The sequence below is a fragment of the Candidatus Eremiobacterota bacterium genome, from assembly GCA_031082125.1.
Lineage (GTDB): Bacteria > Vulcanimicrobiota > CADAWZ01 > CADAWZ01 > Ess09-12 > Ess09-12.
The window spans coordinates 61,380-81,561 of record JAVHLM010000026.1; the positions used below are offsets into that span (position 1 = coordinate 61,380).

Consider the following 20,182-nt stretch of genomic DNA (forward strand, 5'->3'; position numbering starts at 1 on the left):
CTCCCTCGATGGATCCTCCGGCGTTGAGGGTTGCCGTAGTGCCTGCGGTGACGGCATCGTTGAGGGTCGCGTCGCCGTCCACATCGATTGCGACGCTGGTGCCCGCGGTGACGGTATTGTCGATGGTGGCGTTTCCGCCCGCATTGAGTGAGGCCGAGGTGCCCGCGGTGAGGGCGGCGTTGATGTCAATATTGCCCGTGCCTCCCGCGGTAAGTGATGCCGAGGTTCCTGCCGAGATGGCGCCGTCGGCGGTGATGTTCCCGTTGTTGCCCGTGGTGAGCACTATCGCGCCGTTGGTGCCGTCGTTGGCGGTGATGCCGTTGATGGTGATGCCGTCGTTCTCGTTGATATAGACGCCGCCGGTGCCTGCCGTCGCGGTGAGTGAGGTCACATTGGTGTCGATCTCGTTGCCTGATGCGCCGATGGCCCCGCCTGCGGAGAGCTGGACATCGTTGGCGGTGATGGCCGCTGCAGTGCCGTCGTCCACGATGGAGCCTGTGCCTCCGGCGGTGAGGCTCACGGTGTTGCCGCTGGCGGTGACGGTGCCGACGGTGATGGTGCCATTTCCTGCGGCGACGGTTGAGATGGTGATGTCGCCGTTCCCGCCTGCCACGACGTTGTTAAGGGTTACGTCATTTTCCTCGTTGATCCAGATGCCGCCGTTGGTGGTGGCGGCGTTGAGGGTGCCCACGCTGGTCTCGAGCGGATTCACCGCGCCGATGGTGGTGCCTGCCGTGAGGTTGAGTGTCACGGCCGAGATGTCGGTGTCCGTCTCGTCATTGTCTCCCTCGATGGATCCTCCGGCGTTGAGGGTTGCCGTAGTGCCTGCGGTGACGGCGGGTGTGCCGTTCGGGCCATTGAGGGCGATATTGCCGCCGGCGTCGATGGTAGCGGTGGTGCCTGCGGTGACGGCATCGTTGAGGGTCGCGTCGCCGTCCACATCGATTGCGACGCTGGTGCCCGCGGTGACGGTATTGTCGATGGTGGCGTTTCCGCCCGCATTGAGTGAGGCCGAGGTGCCCGCGGTGAGGGCGGCGTTGATGTCAATATTGCCCGTGCCTCCCGCGGTAAGTGATGCCGAGGTTCCTGCCGAGATGGCGCCGTCGGCGGTGATGTTCCCGTTGTTGCCCGTGGTGAGCACTATCGCGCCGTTGGTGCCGTCGTTGGCGGTGATGCCGTTGATGGTGATGCCGTCGTTCTCGTTGATATAGACGCCGCCGGTGCCTGCCGTCGCGGTGAGTGAGGTCACATTGGTGTCGATCTCGTTGCCTGATGCGCCGATGGCCCCGCCTGCGGAGAGCTGGACATCGTTGGCGGTGATGGCCGCTGCAGTGCCGTCGTCCACGATGGAGCCTGTGCCTCCGGCGGTGAGGCTCACGGTGTTGCCGCTGGCGGTGACGGTGCCGACGGTGATGGTGCCATTTCCTGCGGCGACGGTTGAGATGGTGATGTCGCCGTTCCCGCCTGCCACGACGTTGTTAAGGGTTACGTCATTTTCCTCGTTGATCCAGATGCCGCCGTTGGTGGTGGCGGCGTTGAGGGTGCCCACGCTGGTCTCGAGCGGATTCACCGCGCCGATGGTGGTGCCTGCCGTGAGGTTGAGTGTCACGGCCGAGATGTCGGTGTCCGTCTCGTCATTGTCTCCCTCGATGGATCCTCCGGCGTTGAGGGTTGCCGTAGTGCCTGCGGTGACGGCGGGTGTGCCGTTCGGGCCATTGAGGGCGATATTGCCGCCGGCGTCGATGGTAGCGGTGGTGCCTGCGGTGACGGCATCGTTGAGGGTCGCGTCGCCGTCCACATCGATTGCGACGCTGGTGCCCGCGGTGACGGTATTGTCGATGGTGGCGTTTCCGCCCGCATTGAGTGAGGCCGAGGTGCCCGCGGTGAGGGCGGCGTTGATGTCAATATTGCCCGTGCCTCCCGCGGTAAGTGATGCCGAGGTTCCTGCCGAGATGGCGCCGTCGGCGGTGATGTTCCCGTTGTTGCCCGTGGTGAGCACTATCGCGCCGTTGGTGCCGTCGTTGGCGGTGATGCCGTTGATGGTGATGCCGTCGTTCTCGTTGATATAGACGCCGCCGGTGCCTGCCGTCGCGGTGAGTGAGGTCACATTGGTGTCGATCTCGTTGCCTGATGCGCCGATGGCCCCGCCTGCGGAGAGCTGGACATCGTTGGCGGTGATGGCCGCTGCAGTGCCGTCGTCCACGATGGAGCCTGTGCCTCCGGCGGTGAGGCTCACGGTGTTGCCGCTGGCGGTGACGGTGCCGACGGTGATGGTGCCATTTCCTGCGGCGACGGTTGAGATGGTGATGTCGCCGTTCCCGCCTGCCACGACGTTGTTAAGGGTTACGTTGTTTGCCTCGTTGATCCAGATGCTTCCATCGGTGGTGGCGGCGTTGAGGGTGCCCACGCTGGTCTCGAGGGCGTTGGTCTCACCGATGGTGGTGCCCGCCGTGAGAGTGGCCGTCGTGGCGACGATGTCGGGTTTATTGTCCGGTGCATCGTCATCTCCCACGATGGCGCCCGTGGTGGCGGTGAGTGTGGCGGTGCCTCCCGAGTGGATGGCTTCAGTGGTGCCGAGGCTCGCGCCGTTGAGGTTGAGGCTTCCCGGCGTCACGATGGTGACGTCGCCGGTGGCGTTGACGCCGACCACGTTCCCTGCGCCGCATGCGGCGGGGATGGAGTCGATGGTGAGGTCTCCCGTGAGGTCGGTGACATAGATGCCGCCTGCGGTGGCCGTTGCCGCCAGGTTAGCGGCGGTGATTTCTATGGTGTTGCCGGAAGCGCCGACAGACTGCGCATTGAAGGTGACGCTCGTGGCGGTGATGTTGTTGGTGTCGCCGTTCCCGTCGGTGATGGTGCCGTTCGCGGCGCCGAGGCTCACGGTATTCGCTCCGGCATCGATGACCTGGTCAAGAGTGATATTGCCGCTTGTGGACTGCACGCAGACATTGCCTCCGGCGGTGATGCCCGCTCCCCCGATGCTCACGGTGTCGGCATCGGTGAGGAAGACTCCGCCGTTGGTGGCTCCTGCAGTGAGGGTGGTGGCGGCCGTCTCGATGGACTGGCCTGCGGCGCCGATGGCGTTGAGTGCCGTGAGGGTTACGGTGCTGCCGTAGATGTCGGTGTTGGTGTCGCCGCTCTCGTCAGAGATGGAGCCTGCCGTTGCCGTAATGCTCACCGTGTTGGTGGTGCCGGCATTGATAGCCTGGTTGAGGGTGATGGAGCCTGCGTCGGCCGTGATCTCAACTGCACCGCCCGAGGTGATGGCATTGCCTGCCGTGGCGGGGCTCCCTATGGCGAGGGTGTTGGACTCGTTGACGTAGAACCCTGTGCCTGCGCTTCCGGTGAGGGTGGTGATGGTGGTGTCGATGGCTCCCGCTCCCGTTGCGCCGACGCTGCCGCCCGCGTTGAGTGCGGCGGTCCCTGCGGTGACGTTGACGGCTCCCGCGTTGGTGTCATTGATGTTCCCTGCGCCTCCCGCAGTGATGGTGACACTGTCTGCACCCGCCGAGACGGTGTCGAGGTTCACATTGCCGCTCGTGGTGGTGATGGAGACGTTGCCGTCGCCTGCGGCTGCCGTGCCCGCCGAGACGGTGGTGATGTCGGCCTGCCCGGCTGACTGGAGAGTGATGTTGCCGCTCGCGGTGGTGACATCTGTTGCCGTCATCGTGCCGCCGGTGGAGGTGATTCCGATATTTGCGGTGCTGCCCTGGGTATAGACGTGGGTGGCCGTCATGTCGCCCGCCGACTGGAGGCTGATGTCGCTGTTGTTATTGGTGGTGTGGACATCGGTGGCGGTGATTTTTCCGCCGCCGGTGATGGTGATGTCACTGTCGGCGCCAGTGGTGTGGACATCGGTGAGGGTCACGTCGGTGGCGCCCTGGTCGATGGTGATGCCTCCCGTGGCGGTCTGCGCCTCTATGGAGCTCACAGTGGTATTGAGGGCGTTGCCGCTTCCGATGCCCGTCGCTGCCGTGAGGTCTGCCGTGGCTGCCGTGATGTTGGTGTCGGTGCCGGTTGAGGCGATGGCTCCCGCGGCGGTGACGGTGACGGTATCGCCTGCTGCGGTGAGCCCGCCGCCGAGGGTCACATCTGCGCCCGAAGTGACGGTGATGTCGCCGGTGCCCCCCGCGGTGACCGTATTACCTGCGGTGACGGAGATGTCGCCGCCGCTCGTGGTGAGCGTCACGTTGTTCCCCGCCGAGAGGTCGTCATTCACCGTGATGTCGCCATCATTCTGGTTGTCGAGGGTGAGGCTTCCCGCGGCTCCCGCCGTGACGGGGGCGTTGAAGACGAAGTCGCTCGGCGAGGTGCCGTTGAGCTGAAGGTTCACGTCGCCTGCGGCGGAAACGCCGTTCACTCCGCAGGGCGTGTTGACGACGACGAAGCCGTCATGGAGGCTGTCGATGTCGGTGATGAAGACTCCTCCCGCCGTGCTCTGGGCGCCGATGTTGGCCACGTCAACGATGAGGTGTGATCCGCTCGCTCCGATGCTGTCCTGGGTGGTGACACCCATCGTGGATGCCGTGACGGCGGCGCCGCCGTTGGCATTGGTGAGGCCTCCGTTCGAGGCGGTAAGGCACACGCCGTCACCGAGGGCTGAGATGAGGCCCGTGGCGCTGATGTTGATGTCGCCATTGGACGAGGTGACCGAGATGTCGCCGTCGCCTCCTGCCGTGAGGGTCGTGACATCAGCATCGCCCGAGGACTGGAGGGTAATATTTCCATTCCCGGTAGTCACCGTCGTGGCGGTCAATGCGCCGCCTGTCGAGGTGAGGGAGATATCGCTCCCGGTGCCTGCAGTGGTGTAGACGTGGGTGGCCGTCATGTTCCCAGAGGACTCGAGGCTGATGTCGCTGTTGTCGCCGGTGGTGGAGACATCGGTGGCGGTCATGGTGCCTGTTGCCGTGATGGCGATATTTCCTCCCGCGGCGCTCACGTTGTCCAGGGTTATATTGGTGGCATTGGCTGCATAGACGCCGCCGTTCCCTGCCGTTGCCGTCATGTTCGCCACGCTGGTCTCAAGCTCGTTCCCTATGCCGGTGGCGCCGATGTGGCCGCCGTTGGCAGTGAGGTGAAGATCCGATGCGGTGATGGCTGTCGCAGCGCTGTCGTCATTGATAGAGCCTGTGCCTCCGGCGGTGATGCTCACGGTGTTGCCGTCGGCGGTGATGGTGCCGACGGTGATGGTGCCGTCGCTTAAAGTCGTGGTGGCGATGGTGATGTCGCCGTTTCCGCCTGCGATGACGCTGTTGAGGGTTACGTCATTTGCCTCGTTGATCTTGATGCCTCCGGCGGTGGTAGAGGCGTTAAGGGTGGTGACGGAAGTCTCCAAGGTATCGGTGGCACCGATGGTGGTGCCTGCCGTGAGGTTCGCCGTCGCGGCTGAAATGTCAGGCTTCACGTCATCGCTGTCACCCTCGATTGAGCCTGTCGTCGCCGTGATGGTGGCCGTGGTGCCCGCGGAGACGGTGGGATCGGTGTCGTTGCCGTTGAGGGCCACATTCCCGCCTGCCACGACTGAAGCCGTGGTGCCCGCGCTCACGGGCGCGTCAATGGTGATGTTCCCGCCTCCGCTGAGCGAAGCTGAGGTTCCTGCAGTAAGCGAGGCGTTGACGTCGATGCTGCCCGTGCCTCCGGCGGTGAGCGATGCCGAGGTGCCTGCCGAGATGGCGCCGCTTGTGGTGATGTCGCCGTCGTTGCTGGTGGTGACATTCACCGCGCCGTTGGTGCCGTTGTTGGCGGTGATGGCGCTGATGGTGATGCCGTTGTTTTCGCTGATGTAGACGCCGCCGGTGGATGCCGTGGCGGTGAGGGTGTCCACGTCGGTGCCTACTGCATTGGTGCCTCCCGAGGCGCCAATGCTTGTTCCGCTGAGGACGGCGTCCTGGGCGGTGATGTTGGTGCCTGCGCCGGGCGAGGTGATGGCGCCTGCTGCGGTGAGGGTTACCGTGTCGCCTGCGGCGGTGACCGATCCAAGGCTGATGTCGCCGCTCGTGGTGGTGATGGTGACGTCTCCTGCGCCGCCTGCCGTGACGGAAGTGGCCGTTGCCGCTCCTCCCGAGTTGAGGACTGCGTTGCCGCCGGCGGTCACCGAATTATAAGTGATGCTGTCAGCCTCATTGATGTAAATGTTGCCGCTGTTCGCCGTGGCATTAAGGGTGGTCACGCTGGTGTCCACTGCATTGTCTGCCCCCGAGGCGCCGATGCTCCCGCCGGTGGCAGAGAGATTCGCCGTGGCCGCCGTGACCTGGTGGGTTGCATCGTCAGTGTCCACGATAGAGTTTGATGCCGTTATGTTTACCGTGTCGCCATTGGCTGTCACGTTTCCGCCGAGGTCTATGTTTCCACCGTTTGCTGTCATGGACACATCGCCTGCCCCGTTGTTCACCCCGGCCGTGACGGAGTTGTTGATATCCATGGAGGTGCCTGCGGTGAGGACCACGTGTCCGGCACCTGCCGCCGCGTTGCCGCCCGAAACCGCTTCATTCACCGTGAGGGAGCCGCCTGCGGTGACGGTGGCGTCAGTTGCGGCCGCCACGGCGGTGAGGGTGTGGTCGCCGCCGGGCACGCACGTGTCGAAGGCCACGGAGCCGATGATGAGATCGTCCGTATCAGTGACGGCAAGAGTTGTTCCCAAAGTGCCCGTGGAGGCGGCCAGGGTGCCTATGGTGGTATCGAAGGCGCCGCCGGTCCCGTTCCCCGATATGGTTCCTGCCTGGAGGGCCGCCGAGCCGGCGACTATGGCCGCGCCTGCGACGCTCTCGCTGATGCTGTTCCCCGCAGCGGGGGATAAGGGATCGCCGGCCACGAGGAACACCGTGTTGCCGCCGACGCCCGTGTTGGTCGTAATGGGGGTGGCGATGGTGATGTCACTCGTCGCTCCCGTGTTGTTCACGTAGAGGTTGGTGCCTGTTCCGGAGTCATTGGTGCCATTGGCCACAAGGGCCCCGGCATTCAGCGTGAGCTGGTTGGTGCCCGCCGCGGCGCCGTTGTTATCCCAGTTCACCGTGGCGGCGCCGTTGGGCGAAATCACCGAAAGGTTCGAGAGGCCGTCAGCCTCGTCGACATAGAGCGAGCCCGATGAGGAGGTTCCCTGGACGGAGAGGCAGGTCACCTGTGTCTCGACGGGGTTGGCGCCGGTGCCGATGTTATTGGCCGTGAGGCTCGCCCAGCCTCCCGACACGTCGGTCCCGCCGTGGGTGTCATTGATGTCTTCCGCCGAGGTGATGGTGACGCCCTGGCCTGAGCCGTTTGCCGTGATGGCGGCGCCGATGGTGATATCGTCATTTCCTGCAGAGGCGCCCGAGGTGAGGGAGACGCTCCCGGTGGTGCCCCCCTGGGAGGCGGCGCCTGCCGTGATGTCTGAATTTACGATGATAGAGCCTGAAACTCCGGTCGCTGACGTGGTGATGGTGATGTTCCCTCCCGCCTGGATGCCCTCGCCGTAGCACACATTGTCGATGGTGATGCCGTTTCCGGCAGTGTCAATCTCGTTGAGGTACACATTGCCCGTGGCTTCAATTGAGATTTTCGTCACATCGGTCTGGTAAGGCTGTGCCTCGCTCCCGATGTTGATGCCCGTAAGGTAAAGATCGGGGGCGATGATGGCCTCGCCGGTCCCCGAGGTCACGTTGTCTATGATGGAGCCGTTGGTTGTCTCTACGAGGATATGAGATCCAGTGGAGATTGCAGCCTCGTTGAATGTGGCGTTGCCATTATCAACGATGAGGTGAATCGCCTGGTTGGCCTGGATGCCCACCACGTCGGAGCCTCCGCAGGCAGGGGTGAGGGAGTCGATGGTGATGCCGTCTCCTCCCGCATCCAGCTCGTGGATGTTCACGACGCCATTGGATGACTGAGCGGCGATATTGGTCACTTCGGTATCAATAGCATCGCCACCGGGAGGATCAGGGTGAGGATCGGTGCCGATGTTGCCATAGGCCGAGAGTGTCAGGTTGGTGGCGGTGATGTCGGCGCCCGCCGCCGCGTTTCCGTCATAGATGTTTCCGTCACCGCCAAGACCGTCCAGGTTCAAAGCCCCGATGCTCACCGTGTGGTTTGAGAAGTTCAGCGTCGCATCTATTGGCTGGGAGATGGTGATGTCGCCCTCTTCCGCCTGGATGCATACGTCCCCGCCCGCCGAGATGCCGGTACCGCTCCCGCCTATGTTCAAGCCGTTGGACTCGTAAATATAGATGCCGCCCGTCGAGGTCGAGGCGTTCAGGTTGTCCACGCTGGTTTCTATCTGGTTCATGCCGGGAGGCGCGGTGCCGATGGCATTCCCCGCCGTGAGGTTCGCTGTCGCAGCGGTGATATCGGTGCCGGCGTTGCTGTCGGTGATGCTCCCTGCAGCGTTGAGATTGACGGTCTGCCCCGCGGCGCTGATAGCGCCGTTGAAGTTGATGTCCCCTGAGGCGGTGGTGACACCCACCGTGTTTCCTGCAGTAATGCCGGTGATATTCAGGCCGCTGGTCTCGTCAACATAGACGGTGCCGTTGGCGGCATCGGTGGCCGTTACCTGGAGGTTTGCCAGGTTGGTGCTGAGGTGGTTGCCGCTTGTTCCCACGCTCCCGCCGGTGGCCGTGAGGTTCGCCGAGCTCCCTGCGACATCCACATTGTTGTTTAAAGCTACGCCGGCAATGGAGTTCGCGGCGGTGAGTGTCGCCGTACCGCTGGTGGCGGTCACCGCGGCGTTGGTGGCCGTCCCCGCAAGGTAGATGGTGCCGGGGCTGTTGACGGTGACGTTCTGCGCCGCGTTGATGCCCTGGATCGCAGTGGTGCCGTCGATGGCGCTCGTGATGCTCTGGATGGTGATGTCGCCCGCGGCGTCATCGACGTAGAAGCCGCTCCCTCCCGTGGCGGAGCCCGCGAGGTTCGTGGCGTCTATCTCTATCGCATTCACCGTGGTGCCGTTGTAGCCGACATTCCCGCCCTGGAGCGACACGTTGTTGGCGGTAATGTTGTTTCCGCCGTCATAATTGTCAATGATATTTCCGCCCGCGTTGAGGCTCACTATCGAGGTGCCGCCTGCGTTGATGGCTCCCGAAAGGGTCATGTCGCCCGTGCCGCCCGCCGTGATCCCTACGTTTGCGCCAGAGCTCACGTTGTTGATGGTAAGAGCGTTCGCCTCGTTGATGAACACGCCTCCGCTCGTGGCAGTTGCATCAAGAGCGCTCACCGTGGTGTCAATGGCTCCCGACCCCACAGCGCCTATGGCGTTAGCTGCCGTGATGGTGAGGGTACCTGCGGTGATATCATTGCTCGCCGTGCTGTCGGTAACGGATCCTGCGGCGTTGATGTTCACGGCGTTGGTGCCGGCGCTTATCCCTGCATTGACGGTGTTGAAGTTGACATTCCCGCTGTTGGCCGTCGTGAGGTTCACCGTGTTCCCCGCAGAGATGCCGCTGCCGGTGATGTTCACGCTGTTGTACTCGTCGATATAGACGGTGCCGTTGGCGGCGTTGTTGGCCGTCACCTGGAGGTTGGTCACCTGGGTCTCGATATGAGTCCCGCTTGTGCCCACGCTCCCGCTTGTGGCGGTAAGGGTCGCTGTCGTTCCCGCCACGATGTCAGGATTTGTGTTTCCATCATCGCCGACAATACTTCCCGAAGCGTTGAGTGTCACCGCATTTCCTGATGAAGTGATTGCTGCGTGGGTTCCGAGATTGCTGCCGCTAAGGTTGATATTCCCGCCGGCATTTGTATAAACAGTGGCGGCACCTGTAGTGTTAACGCCTTCAATTAATGTGGAGGGATTGAATGCAGTGTTGATACTGTCAAATGTAATGCCACCTGCGGTATCGGTAACATAGAGCGATGTGGCACTTGTAGCGAGGTTGGTGGCGTCTATCTCAATCCGGTTTCCGCTTGCTCCAATATTGGTGCCCTGGAGCGTCACATTTGTGGCAACGATGTCATTGGTCCCGGCGGCATAGGCGTCGGTGATGGTGCCAGTAGAGTAAAGGCTTACCGTTGAAGCCCCTCCCGCCTGAATAAGACCTGAGAGGGTCATGTTGCCTGATTGTATTCCCACATTGCCACCGGCCGTTATACCTGTTATCGAGAGGGGGTCGCTCTCGTAGATGAAGACCGTTCCATTGGTCGCCGTCGCATTGAGTGTGGCGATGCTGGTGTCAATAGGCGCTGCCGATGTTCCTATATTTCCCCCCGTAGCCGTCAGCGTTGCCGTGCCGGCAGTCGTCGTGATGTCGGTCCCTGCGTGATTGTCCACGATGCTGTCGGCCGACGTCACCGTGATGGTGTTCCCCGCCGCCGAGTTGTCCACCGTGATTGACCCGCTGGCGCCGAAGGTGACATCGTCATTTCCTGCCGAGGAGCCTGCATTGATGGTCACGTTCCCGTTGTTCGTCGAGTTGACAGTGCTGTCGATGGTGATGGCGCCTATGGCACCCGCGCCCGTGGGGGTGGACGTGAGGCTTATTGCGCCTGTCGCCGAGATGCCTGTCACGTTGGTTCCTGTTATGGCGCTCGGTATCTGCGAGACGGTAATCCCGTTGTTTGTCGTGGTGTCAAGTTCCGTGAGGTTCACCTGGCCCGATGATGCTGCCGCGGCGATGCTGGTCACATCGGTCTCTATTGCATCAACGGTGGTGCCGTTGTAGCCGACGTTTGCGCCCTGGAGGGTGGCGTTGGTGGCGGTGATGTTCACCGTGCCTGCGTTGCCGTCAACTATGTTTCCGCCCGTGGAGAGGCTCACCGTATTGCCCGGAGAGCTGACGGTGCCTACGGTGATGGTGCCGTTGCTCCCCGCCGTGATGCCCACGTTCCCGCCTGCGCTGACACTGCTTACCGTGAGGCCGTCGGAGTCATTCACAAAGACAGTGCCGCCTGAGGTGCTGCTGAGAGAGGGCACCTGCGTCTCTATGGGGAGGGCCTGGGTGCCCGCGTTCCCTGTCCCTGCATTAAGAGTCGCCGAGCCGCCTGCGTTGTTCACCTTCACGTCGGGGTTCGCTGTCTCGGCGTCTCCGACGATTGACCCGGCGGCGCTTACCGTGGCGGTCATGTCGGCGGTGACGGCGGGCGTGGTGCCGAGGCTCGCCCCGTTCAGGTTGATGTCGCCCGACGAGGTGGAGATGGTGGCCGTACCTCCCGCTCCTGCGGCACTCACTGCCGTGAGGCTGTAAGCCGCGCCGAAGCACGGGTTGAAGTTGATCTTGTCTATCGTGATGGAGTCAGCATCATTGATGTTAAGACTTCCTGCCGTTGTCGCCGTGGCAAGGTTCGTGACGGCCGTATCAAAGCTCCCGTCGTCGCCCGAGATGCCGGTACCTGCATTGAGGGCAGCATTTCCCGCCGTGAGGGCCGTTCCCGAGCCGTTATTGTCGGTGATGGATCCTGTCGCGACGAGGAACACCGTGCTGGTCCCGGCGTTAAGGGTGTGCCCTGCTCCCACGTTAATGTTGCCGTTGGTGTTCTGGAGGTACACGTTGGTTCCTACGGCGCCGTTATAGCTTCCTCCCACGGGGGTATTGAGGTCGGCGCTGGTGCCCGAGAAGGTGAGCTGGTTGTCAGGGGTTGCTCCACCGTTGTGCCACACCACGTTGGCGTCACCGTTCGCGGTGATTATGGTGATTCCCAGCAGGATTCCCACGTCTTCCACGTACATCGATCCTGCTGCCGTGTTCTGGAGGGCGAGGCAGTTCACGTTGGTCTCCACGGGATTCCCCGAAGCGCCGATGTTCCCGCCCGCGGTAAGGTATGCATAGCCGTAGGTGCTGGTGTTGATTATGTCTACGGCGGCCCCGTTGTTGTCAATGATGTCCTCTTCAGCGGTGATGATGACGCCCTGGTTGTCTCCCGTGGCGGTGAGGCTTCCCCCCGCGCCGAAGGTCACGTCAGCGGTGTTGCCCGACCCTGAGGCCGACTGGGCGGTGACATTCACGCTTCCGCCGGTGGCCGTCACGGCGCCGTTGATGTTCACGTTGCTCGTCGTGCTCGCGTTCGACGTGGAAACGGTCACCGTGGTGCCTGTCGCACCAGCCATGCTGATGGTGCCGTCACCGGCGTTGGTGGCGCTGCTGATGGTAACGGGGCCGTTGGGGGCGCTGATGGTTCCTGCCAGGCTTATTGTGCCGCTCTGTCCCGCGCCGTTAGGCGATGTACTGATCGCCACGTTTCCAAGGTCTGAAGTGATGGTGCCTGAAGCGTTTGACGAGATGTTGCCTGAGCCTGCATTGGGATCCGTCGTGATCGAAACATTCCCGCCGGCGCCTGTCGCGTGCACGGCGCCGTTGACGTCAACAGTGCCTCCATTGTTTGTGCTCGACGTGGTCATGGTGACCCCTGTGCCCGTCACACTGTTCGACACGGTGATATGGCCGTCGTCGGCATTTGACCCGGTGGTGAGTGACACGGCGCCGCCCGTGGCATTGACGGCCCCTGAGAGATCGATATAGCCGCTCTGCCCCGCGGCATTGGGCGACGTGGTAAGGGTGATGCTCCCGCTATTGGCGGTAATTGAGCCAGCCGCGGTGCTCGTGATGTTTCCCGGCCCCGCGTCGTTATTGGTCAGCAGGGTGACGCTGCCGGCGTTGGCGCCACCGCCGAAACCCGCCTCGACAGGCGCCTGGATGGAGAGGACCCCGCTCGTTCCCCCCGTGCCAGTCGTGGTGGTGATGAAGATGCTCTCGTTGGCATAGACGCCCGACTGCCCGCAGGGGAGGCCGCCGATGACAAGGCCGTTCCCCGCCGTGTCCTGCTCGGTGAGCCACACGGTGCCCGTGGCGTCAATGGCGAGGTTCTGGGTGTTGGTGATATAGGGATGATCGGCGTCGGCGCCGATGTTGTGGCCCGTGAGGTAGAGGTTCGTGGTGTTGATGGGAGAGGTCGCGGTAAAGAGGATGTCACCGCCGTTCGCATCAACGCACATTCCCGTCGAAGTTACGGGCTGCTCGAAATCGATGGTGGGATCATATCCCGGCGGCGGCGAGCCGGGAGGCGTGAGCTCGAGGTGGACCACTCCTCCTGTGGAGGTGATGCCGTTGGTAGCGACGGCGCCGCAGGTGATTGAAGAGATGTTGAGGCCGTCAAGGGTCTGGGTGTCGGTCTCGTTGATCCAGATGTCGCTGCCGGCCGTGGCCGCGAGGTTGGTCACGTCGGTGTCGAGCTCCGACCCCGAGGCGCCGATGGTCGTGCCCGCCGTGAGCCCCAGGTTTTCAGAATGAAGCACGTCGCCGCCGTAGGAGTTGATGATCGCCCCGGTGTTGGCGAATATGCATATCTGGTCGTCGGAGGCGATGACGGGCTGGAGAAGGGTAACGGTGTCCTCAGCCTCGAGGCGGATATTGGCGCTGTCGCCCCCTGCCGTGATGCCGTTATATATCCCCACGGTTCCTACTGTGTAGCTGTTCTCGCTCTCGGTAAGGAACACGCTCCCGTTGGTGGTCTGGGCCGCCACGGTATCCGTGTTGATATCAAGGGCTCCCGCCGTCGTCGAGGGATGCTGGCCGATATTGTTGCCCGCAATGAGGAGCAGGTTCGATGCCGAAACGTCGGTAGCGGAGGATCCGTCGTTTTCGATGGAGCCGCCGGCGTTGAGGGTTATCTGGTGCCCCGCGGCTGAGGCGGTGATCTCTCCCGCCACGATGTCGCTGCCGTTCTCGGCGTTGATGGTGATGTCGCCCGCTGTCGATATGACATTAGTCGCGATGGCGGGGCCCTGGGAGGTGAGGACCATGTCGCCGCCCGCCTGGAGCGGGGCGGGCGAGGCGCCGCCGACGCCATAGGTGATGGCGCCGATCTGGTTGATATACATGTCACCGCCTGTCGTGCCCGTGAGTGTCGATACGCTCGTGTCGATTGCGTTCCCCGAGGTTCCCACGCTGCCGCTCGCATTGAGGGAGAGGCCCGAAGAGACAATGTCGGTGGGCGAGGAGTTGTTCTGGTCCACGATATTCCCCGCCGTGGCCGTGAGGGTGATGTCGTCGGTGACGGACTGAAGGTTCGCGCTCCCCGTGCTGTTGAGCACGATATTGCCCGTCGTTGCCGTGATGGCGATGTCTCCGTCATTGGCGGCCGAGGTCCCTGCCGTGACGCTGTTCACGGTGGCCGTGCCTCCCGAGCTGAGCGTCACGTTGGAGGCGGCGCCTGCCGTGTGGCCTGCCGTGATGCTGTTATAAGTCACGGCGTCGGCCTCGTTTATCGCGATGCCGCCGTTTGTTGCCGAGGCGTTGATGACGCCCGTGTCGGTGCTTATGGCTCCGGCGGTGCCGATGCCGTTGTTTAGTCCCGAAGAGTTGCCGACACCGGCGTTCATCGTGAGGGTGCCGTCGGTCTGAGAACCGGCGGGGTTCCCCGTCGTGGTGATGGTGCCGCCTGCCGAGGTGATGGCGCCGTAAGCGTTGAGCGTGAGGTTCCCCGAAGTACTGTTCCCGATGGCGATGTTGCCGCCCGTGTTGTCCACCGTCACGTTGGTATTGGGAGCCCCCGACCCTGTCGTGGAGAGCACATCTGACGTATTGATATTCACCGTTGAGGCAACGCCGGGGTTGAGGTCCACCGTGGCCTGCCCGTTGTTGGTGATGATGTGGAGATTGTCGAGGTCGTCGGCCTCGGTGACGAAGATCTCCTGGTTATCGCCCTGGGTCTCCACCGTCATGTTGGTGACCGTCGTCTCGAGGGCGTTCTGCCCGTTGGTGGGGTCGTAGCCGATGCTCCCTGTCTCTGAGGTCGCCGTGAAGGTCTGGGCAACGATGTTGTTCGAGCCGGCATTGGCGTCGGTGATGTTCCCGTGGGCCTCGAGGGTCACGTAGTTGCTGCTCCCGTCGGTGATGACCTGGTTCACCTGGATATCGCCGCCTCCCCCTCCGGAAGGGTTGTTGTTCACCACGACGTTGGTGCCCACGGCGCCGAGATCAGTGACGCCGTCATAGGGGGTGTTGAGCGACACGCCGTCATAGGGCACCGTCACCTCGGTGAGGATGAGGCTGTTTGTTCCCGCAGTGCCTCCGCCGTTGTTGTCCCAGTAAATTCCCGCGGGGCCGTTGTTGGTGTTCACGGTAAGGGTGGTGATGGCGTTCGACTCGGAGATATAGATGCCCTCGTGGGCAGTCTGGGCGTTGGTGGTGAGGCTCCCGGTGCTTGTCTCGATGGCGCCCGCCGTTCCTGATGCGCCGATGCTTCCCGTCACCGCGGTGAGGGTGAGGGCTGTTGCTGTCACGTCGTTGCCGCTCCCCGCATCATCGTCAAGGATGTCGCCCTGGGCCTGGATGGTGAGGGTGCCGCCGGTGACTTCCTGGATGGAGATATCGCCGCCGGTGGAATTGCCGCTGTTGATGAAGGTGAGGGTGGGCGTCACCTGTAACGCCCCCGGCGAGTTGAGATCCATCGTCGCGCCGCCCGTGAAGGTGAGGGTGCCGTTGGTGGTGATGTTGGTGAGGCCCACTTCGCCGTTATTAGTGGATACCGTGAGGTTGTTCACCGTGTTGGCTATCTCGAGAGGGTTGGCAATGGTACCGATATTGAAGGCAGCGGCGGGATTGCTGCTGTCCACCGTGAGGGTCGCCGTCCCCGCAGTGATATTCACGGTGGTTTCGATGCTATCGTTGCCGTCCACCATGCTGCCCGCCGCCGTGAGATTCAGCGTGCCGGTGCCCACGTTTACATCGTTCACCGTGATGCCGTCGGAGGTGTTCTCGAAGGTCACGTTGGTGTTGCCCCCCGATGCGGCAAGGGCATTGCTGGTGGTGCCGGCGAAGGTGAGGGACTGGTTGCCGCTGTTGTGCCAGATTATATTCGCGTTGCCGTCGTTGGTGGTGATATAAAGGTTCGAGAGGGCGTTGGTCTCGTTGATATTGATGGCCTGGGCCGCCGTGGGCGTGCTCACCGTGAGGTTGGTGACGGTGGTAAGAAGCGCGTTGGGGTTTGCGCCGCCCGTTTCAGCGCCGATGCTCCCCCCCTGGGCCTCGATATCGGCCCAGTAGGCTGAGAGCCCGGTAGCGCCCGCGTCGCTGGACATAAGCACATTCCCTGAGGCGGTGATGGTGGCCGTCGGAGAGGTGGAGGTGGCCGTGCCCGCCGATACAGTGCCTATGGTGAGATCATTGCCGTCAAAGGGATCTGGACCTGCTCCTGTTACGGTGATGGTGAGATTGTCTCCTGCAGAGACATTGGCTGCCGTCGTCGTACCGGCTGAGGTGAGACTCACGTTGTTGGTGGCGTTGTTCGCCGAGGCCGTCACATTCTGGTAGGTGATGCCGTCAGCCTCGTTGACATAGATGCCGCCGTAGCCCGCCGTGGCCGTGAGGGTGTTCACCGCCGTCTCAAAATTGGTGCCGCTTGCGCCGATGGAGCCGTTCGTGGCCGTCATCGTGAGCGAGTCGGCCGTCACATTGTTGGAGGAGCCTGCGGCGTGGGTGATATTCCCCTGGGCGGTGAGGCTGACATCGTTAGTGTTTCCGGCATATACCTGGCTCACTGCGATATTGCCGCCTGTATTATTCACCGTCACGTCGGTGCCCGAAGCGCCCAGGCTCACGCCTCCGTCGTAAGGGGTGTTAAGGGTGATGCCTCCCGCGACGGTGCCTATGGCGAGGCTGTTGGTCCCCGCCGCGCCGCCGTTGTTGTCCCACGTGACTGAAGAGGTGCCGTTGTTGGCGGTGAGGTTCACCGAGGTGAGGGCGTTTGACCCGTTGTCCACGTTGATGGCCTGGGCTGCCGTGCTTGTGGTGGCCGTGAGGGAGTTCACGCTTGTCTCAAGGGCGCCGCCTGCGCCGGTGCCTATCCCCCCGGTGTCGGCCGTCATTGTGAGGTTCACGGCATTTATGTTGTTGGCGCCCGCGTTGTTGTCGGTGATTGAGCCTGCAGCGTGAAGGGTCACATTGGCATTCCCCACGCTCACCGTGTTGAGGGCAATGTTCCCCGGAGTTGAGGGGGGACCGGTATTGCCGGTGTTATGGAAATAAACATTGGAATTTATTGTGGTGGCTTCAAGCACTCCCGCGCCGCCGTGGCCGTCAATGCCAAAATAGAGGTTTCCGGAGAGTGTCGAGGTGATCTGCGCCTGGCCGTCTGCGGTGGTGACGCTGAAGGTGTCAAGGGTGCCGTCGTGGTTCACGAAGGTGTTGCCGGGGCCGGTGCTCGTCGTGGTGAGGCCCGTGCCCGCCGTCTGGATCTCGCTGCCGCTTGCCCCGATGTTACCCCCCGACGTGAGGGAGATAGCCCCCTGGGCGTTAATGTCGTAGGCTCCCCCGCTCGCATCATGATAAATATCATGACTTGCACCTGAAGCGGTGATGGACACGTTGTTCCCGGACACTTCACCGAGGTTCACATCATTGGCCGTCGTGGTGAAGCTCACGTCGGTGCCCGTGCCGAAGTCGGCGTTCAGGATCTGGGAGGCGTCGTAGCTGAGGTCATTTGGCCCGTCAGCCACGTATGCCTGCCCGCCTGAAGAGACTGAAATTGAGTTGGTCACGCCCTGGAGATCTATCGCGATGGGGTTGACGGTGAAGCCGTCGTAGCCGATGGCGCCCGAGGAGATGAGGCTTATAGCGTTCGCCGTGACATTGGTGACGCCTGTATTTCCAGTGATGGCCCCCGAGGCCTGGAGCGTCGCATCGCCGCCCCCCACATTCACCTGGTTTATCGTCATCGCCCCGCCGGTGTTGTTGAGCGATACATTGGTATCGGTCATATTTGAGTTCACCACGTCAGTGGCGTCGTTGGAGAGGGTGCCGGCATTGTTCACCACGTTCACGGCGCCGCTGTTGGTGGAGACGTTCACGTTCTGGAGGTGCGTCCCCGTGTCGGTCACGTTGATGGACTGATCAGCGGCGCCCGTGGTGGCCGTGAGGGTCCCCGGCGTGCCTGCCGTCCCCAGCACCGTGGCGAGAGGCGTTCCCGGTGCGCCGATGGTACCCGTGGTGGCCGTGAGGGTCGCCGAGTTTGCGGTGACGGTGGTTCCCGGCACGGCGTCATCAAGAATGGAGCCGTTGGCCGTGGCGTTGAGAGAGCTTACCGTGACGCTGTTCGTGCTGTTGCCCATCGTGAGGTTCGCGGCGGTCCCCGTGTTGGTGACGGTCAGGTTCATGTTCTGGGCGGCAGTGTTGCTCGTCGAGAGGCCGAGGCTCGTCGTGGCCGTGGGATCCAGATCGCTCAGCGTCACGAGGCTTGTGGCGCCCCCTCCCGAGGTGATGCCCGCCGTCGTGTTGTTGGTGGAGACTGTGAGGTTTGTCGGTGCCGCCGTGAAATCTGTCTGGATGGTGCTGTTCGCCCCCGTGGTGGTGATGGAGGCCGTATCGGCAGTGATGTTGCCCGTGGCGCCGGCGTTCTGGTTGATGTTCCCGCCGGCCTGGAGCGTTACGCTCCCGGCATTATCCACCTGGAGCTTCCCGAGGGTGATATTGTTCCCCGCCTCAAGGGAGATGGTGCCTGTTCCCGATGTCGCGATGGCGTCGCTCCCGTCTGAGAAGACAATGTTTCCCGAGCCGGCCGACATCTCGAGGTTCACGTTGTTGTTGAGCTGTATCGTGTTGTCGGAGATATCGTTTATGGTGATGGAGTCGCTCGCCTCGAGGGTGAGCGTGCCGCCGCTGTAAGCTTCCAGCGTCGCCGTGTCAACGGTGCCCACGAGGCCCCCGTCGGGGGGAAGATCGGCGGCTAAAATGGGGGGCGTCATATTTCCACCGCCCGTTCCGTCAATAATCGTGAGGTACACGGGATCAATGAGAAAAGTCCCCTGCTCACCCTGAGGAGCCGACGTATCGACGGAGCCCCTGATGAAGGCGTTCTGCCCGCTCACCTCCACGAAGCCTCCGTTCCCCGACGCGCCGCCCATGGCCTGTATCGAGGCGCCCTGGGCGAAGATCGTGTTCCCCTGCGAGAGGACCTGCACGTTGCCTCCCGAGGAGTTCTGCCCCACGCCGTTGGCCTGGATGGAGCTTCCGGGGAGAAGCGCCGTCGTCTGCTGCGAATTGAGGAGAACCGACCCGGCGTTCTGGCCCGCAGCGCCGTTGGTCTGTATGGTGCCGGAATTCATCAGGATTCCTGACCCATTTGCCACGATCACCTGGGTCCCCTGGCTGGAATTCTGCTGAGGCGCGGCCGTGGGGTAGGGGAGATCGGGGAGCGGGGGAGGCGTGAGCGCCGTCGGCTCGGTGACCTGCGCCACAGGAGCCTGGGTCACGGGAGCCTGGGCCTCGGGCGCTGTTGTCGTCACCACGGGCGCCTGCGTCTCGGGCGCCGTAGTCGTCGCCACGGGAGCCTGCGTGGTGACCTCCGGGGCCGATGGATTATCGGGGCGGGTGGGGCTTTCCACGGGGGGAGCCTGGGTGGTGGACGCCGTATCGCCCGAGGGCGCCGTCTGCGGCACCTGCGCTGACGGGGTGCTCTGTGCTGAGGGCTGTGAGGGCGCCTGGGGCGTATTCTGCAGCGAGACCTGGCCGTTATTGCTGGACACCGACGTGGCCGGCGGCGTGGTGGGCTTCAGGACCTGGCTCATCAGGTCCGTCACCGACTCGCTGTCGATCACGACATTCCCCTGGGGGGTGTCGGTGCTCTGGGGGATCACGAAGTTCACGAGGCCCTGGCCGTCGATGTTGAGATAGGCTTCCGTCGAGGCGCCGAGGGCCACCTTGCCGAGGTTGGCGATAAGGACGCCTTCATTGTTCACGAGGGGAGCCACGAGGACGATGTAGCCGCCGTCCTTGGCCTTGATGGTACCCTGGTTCACTATGTACGAGAGGGGCTTCGAGGGGTCCTGGACAAACTTGTAGTTGCCCTTGAGGAAGTCTTCGTTGCTGATGTTGAGGGTCGTTGCCACGAGGCCCGCCACGTCAACGCGCGCCTGGGGCCCGAAGAAGATGCCGTTGGGGTTCACCAGGAATATCTGGCCGTTGGCCTGCAGCGATCCAAGGATGATGGAGGGGTCTATCCCTGTCACGCGGTTGAGGGCCACGGCGATATCGGAGGGCTGCATGAACTTCACGAGCTCGTTGATGTTGATGCCGAACTTCTGCCACTCGATGATGGCCTGGTTGGAGAGCTGCGTGATGCTCGTCACCCCTCCCGCCTGGTTGATGATGGCATTTCCTGAGACGACGTTGCCGCCCTGGGGCTCTGCAAAGACCATTAAGGGCGGCGCGATGAGGCAGAAGGTGAAATTGAAGAGCAGATAGAGTGCGACAATTCTCCTCAGATTGTAAGACATAAACCCCTCCTT

The 20,182-nt window shown here is 62.9% G+C and carries 1 protein-coding gene; it reads right to left on the reverse strand.

Annotation, left to right across the window (positions count from 1 at the left end; all coding sequences use genetic code 11):
- On the reverse strand, positions 1–20,170 hold a 20,170-nt coding region (locus RDV48_23695; protein ID MDQ7825826.1), incomplete at its 3' end, for a hypothetical protein.
- Positions 20,171–20,182: the final 12 nt, after the last annotated feature.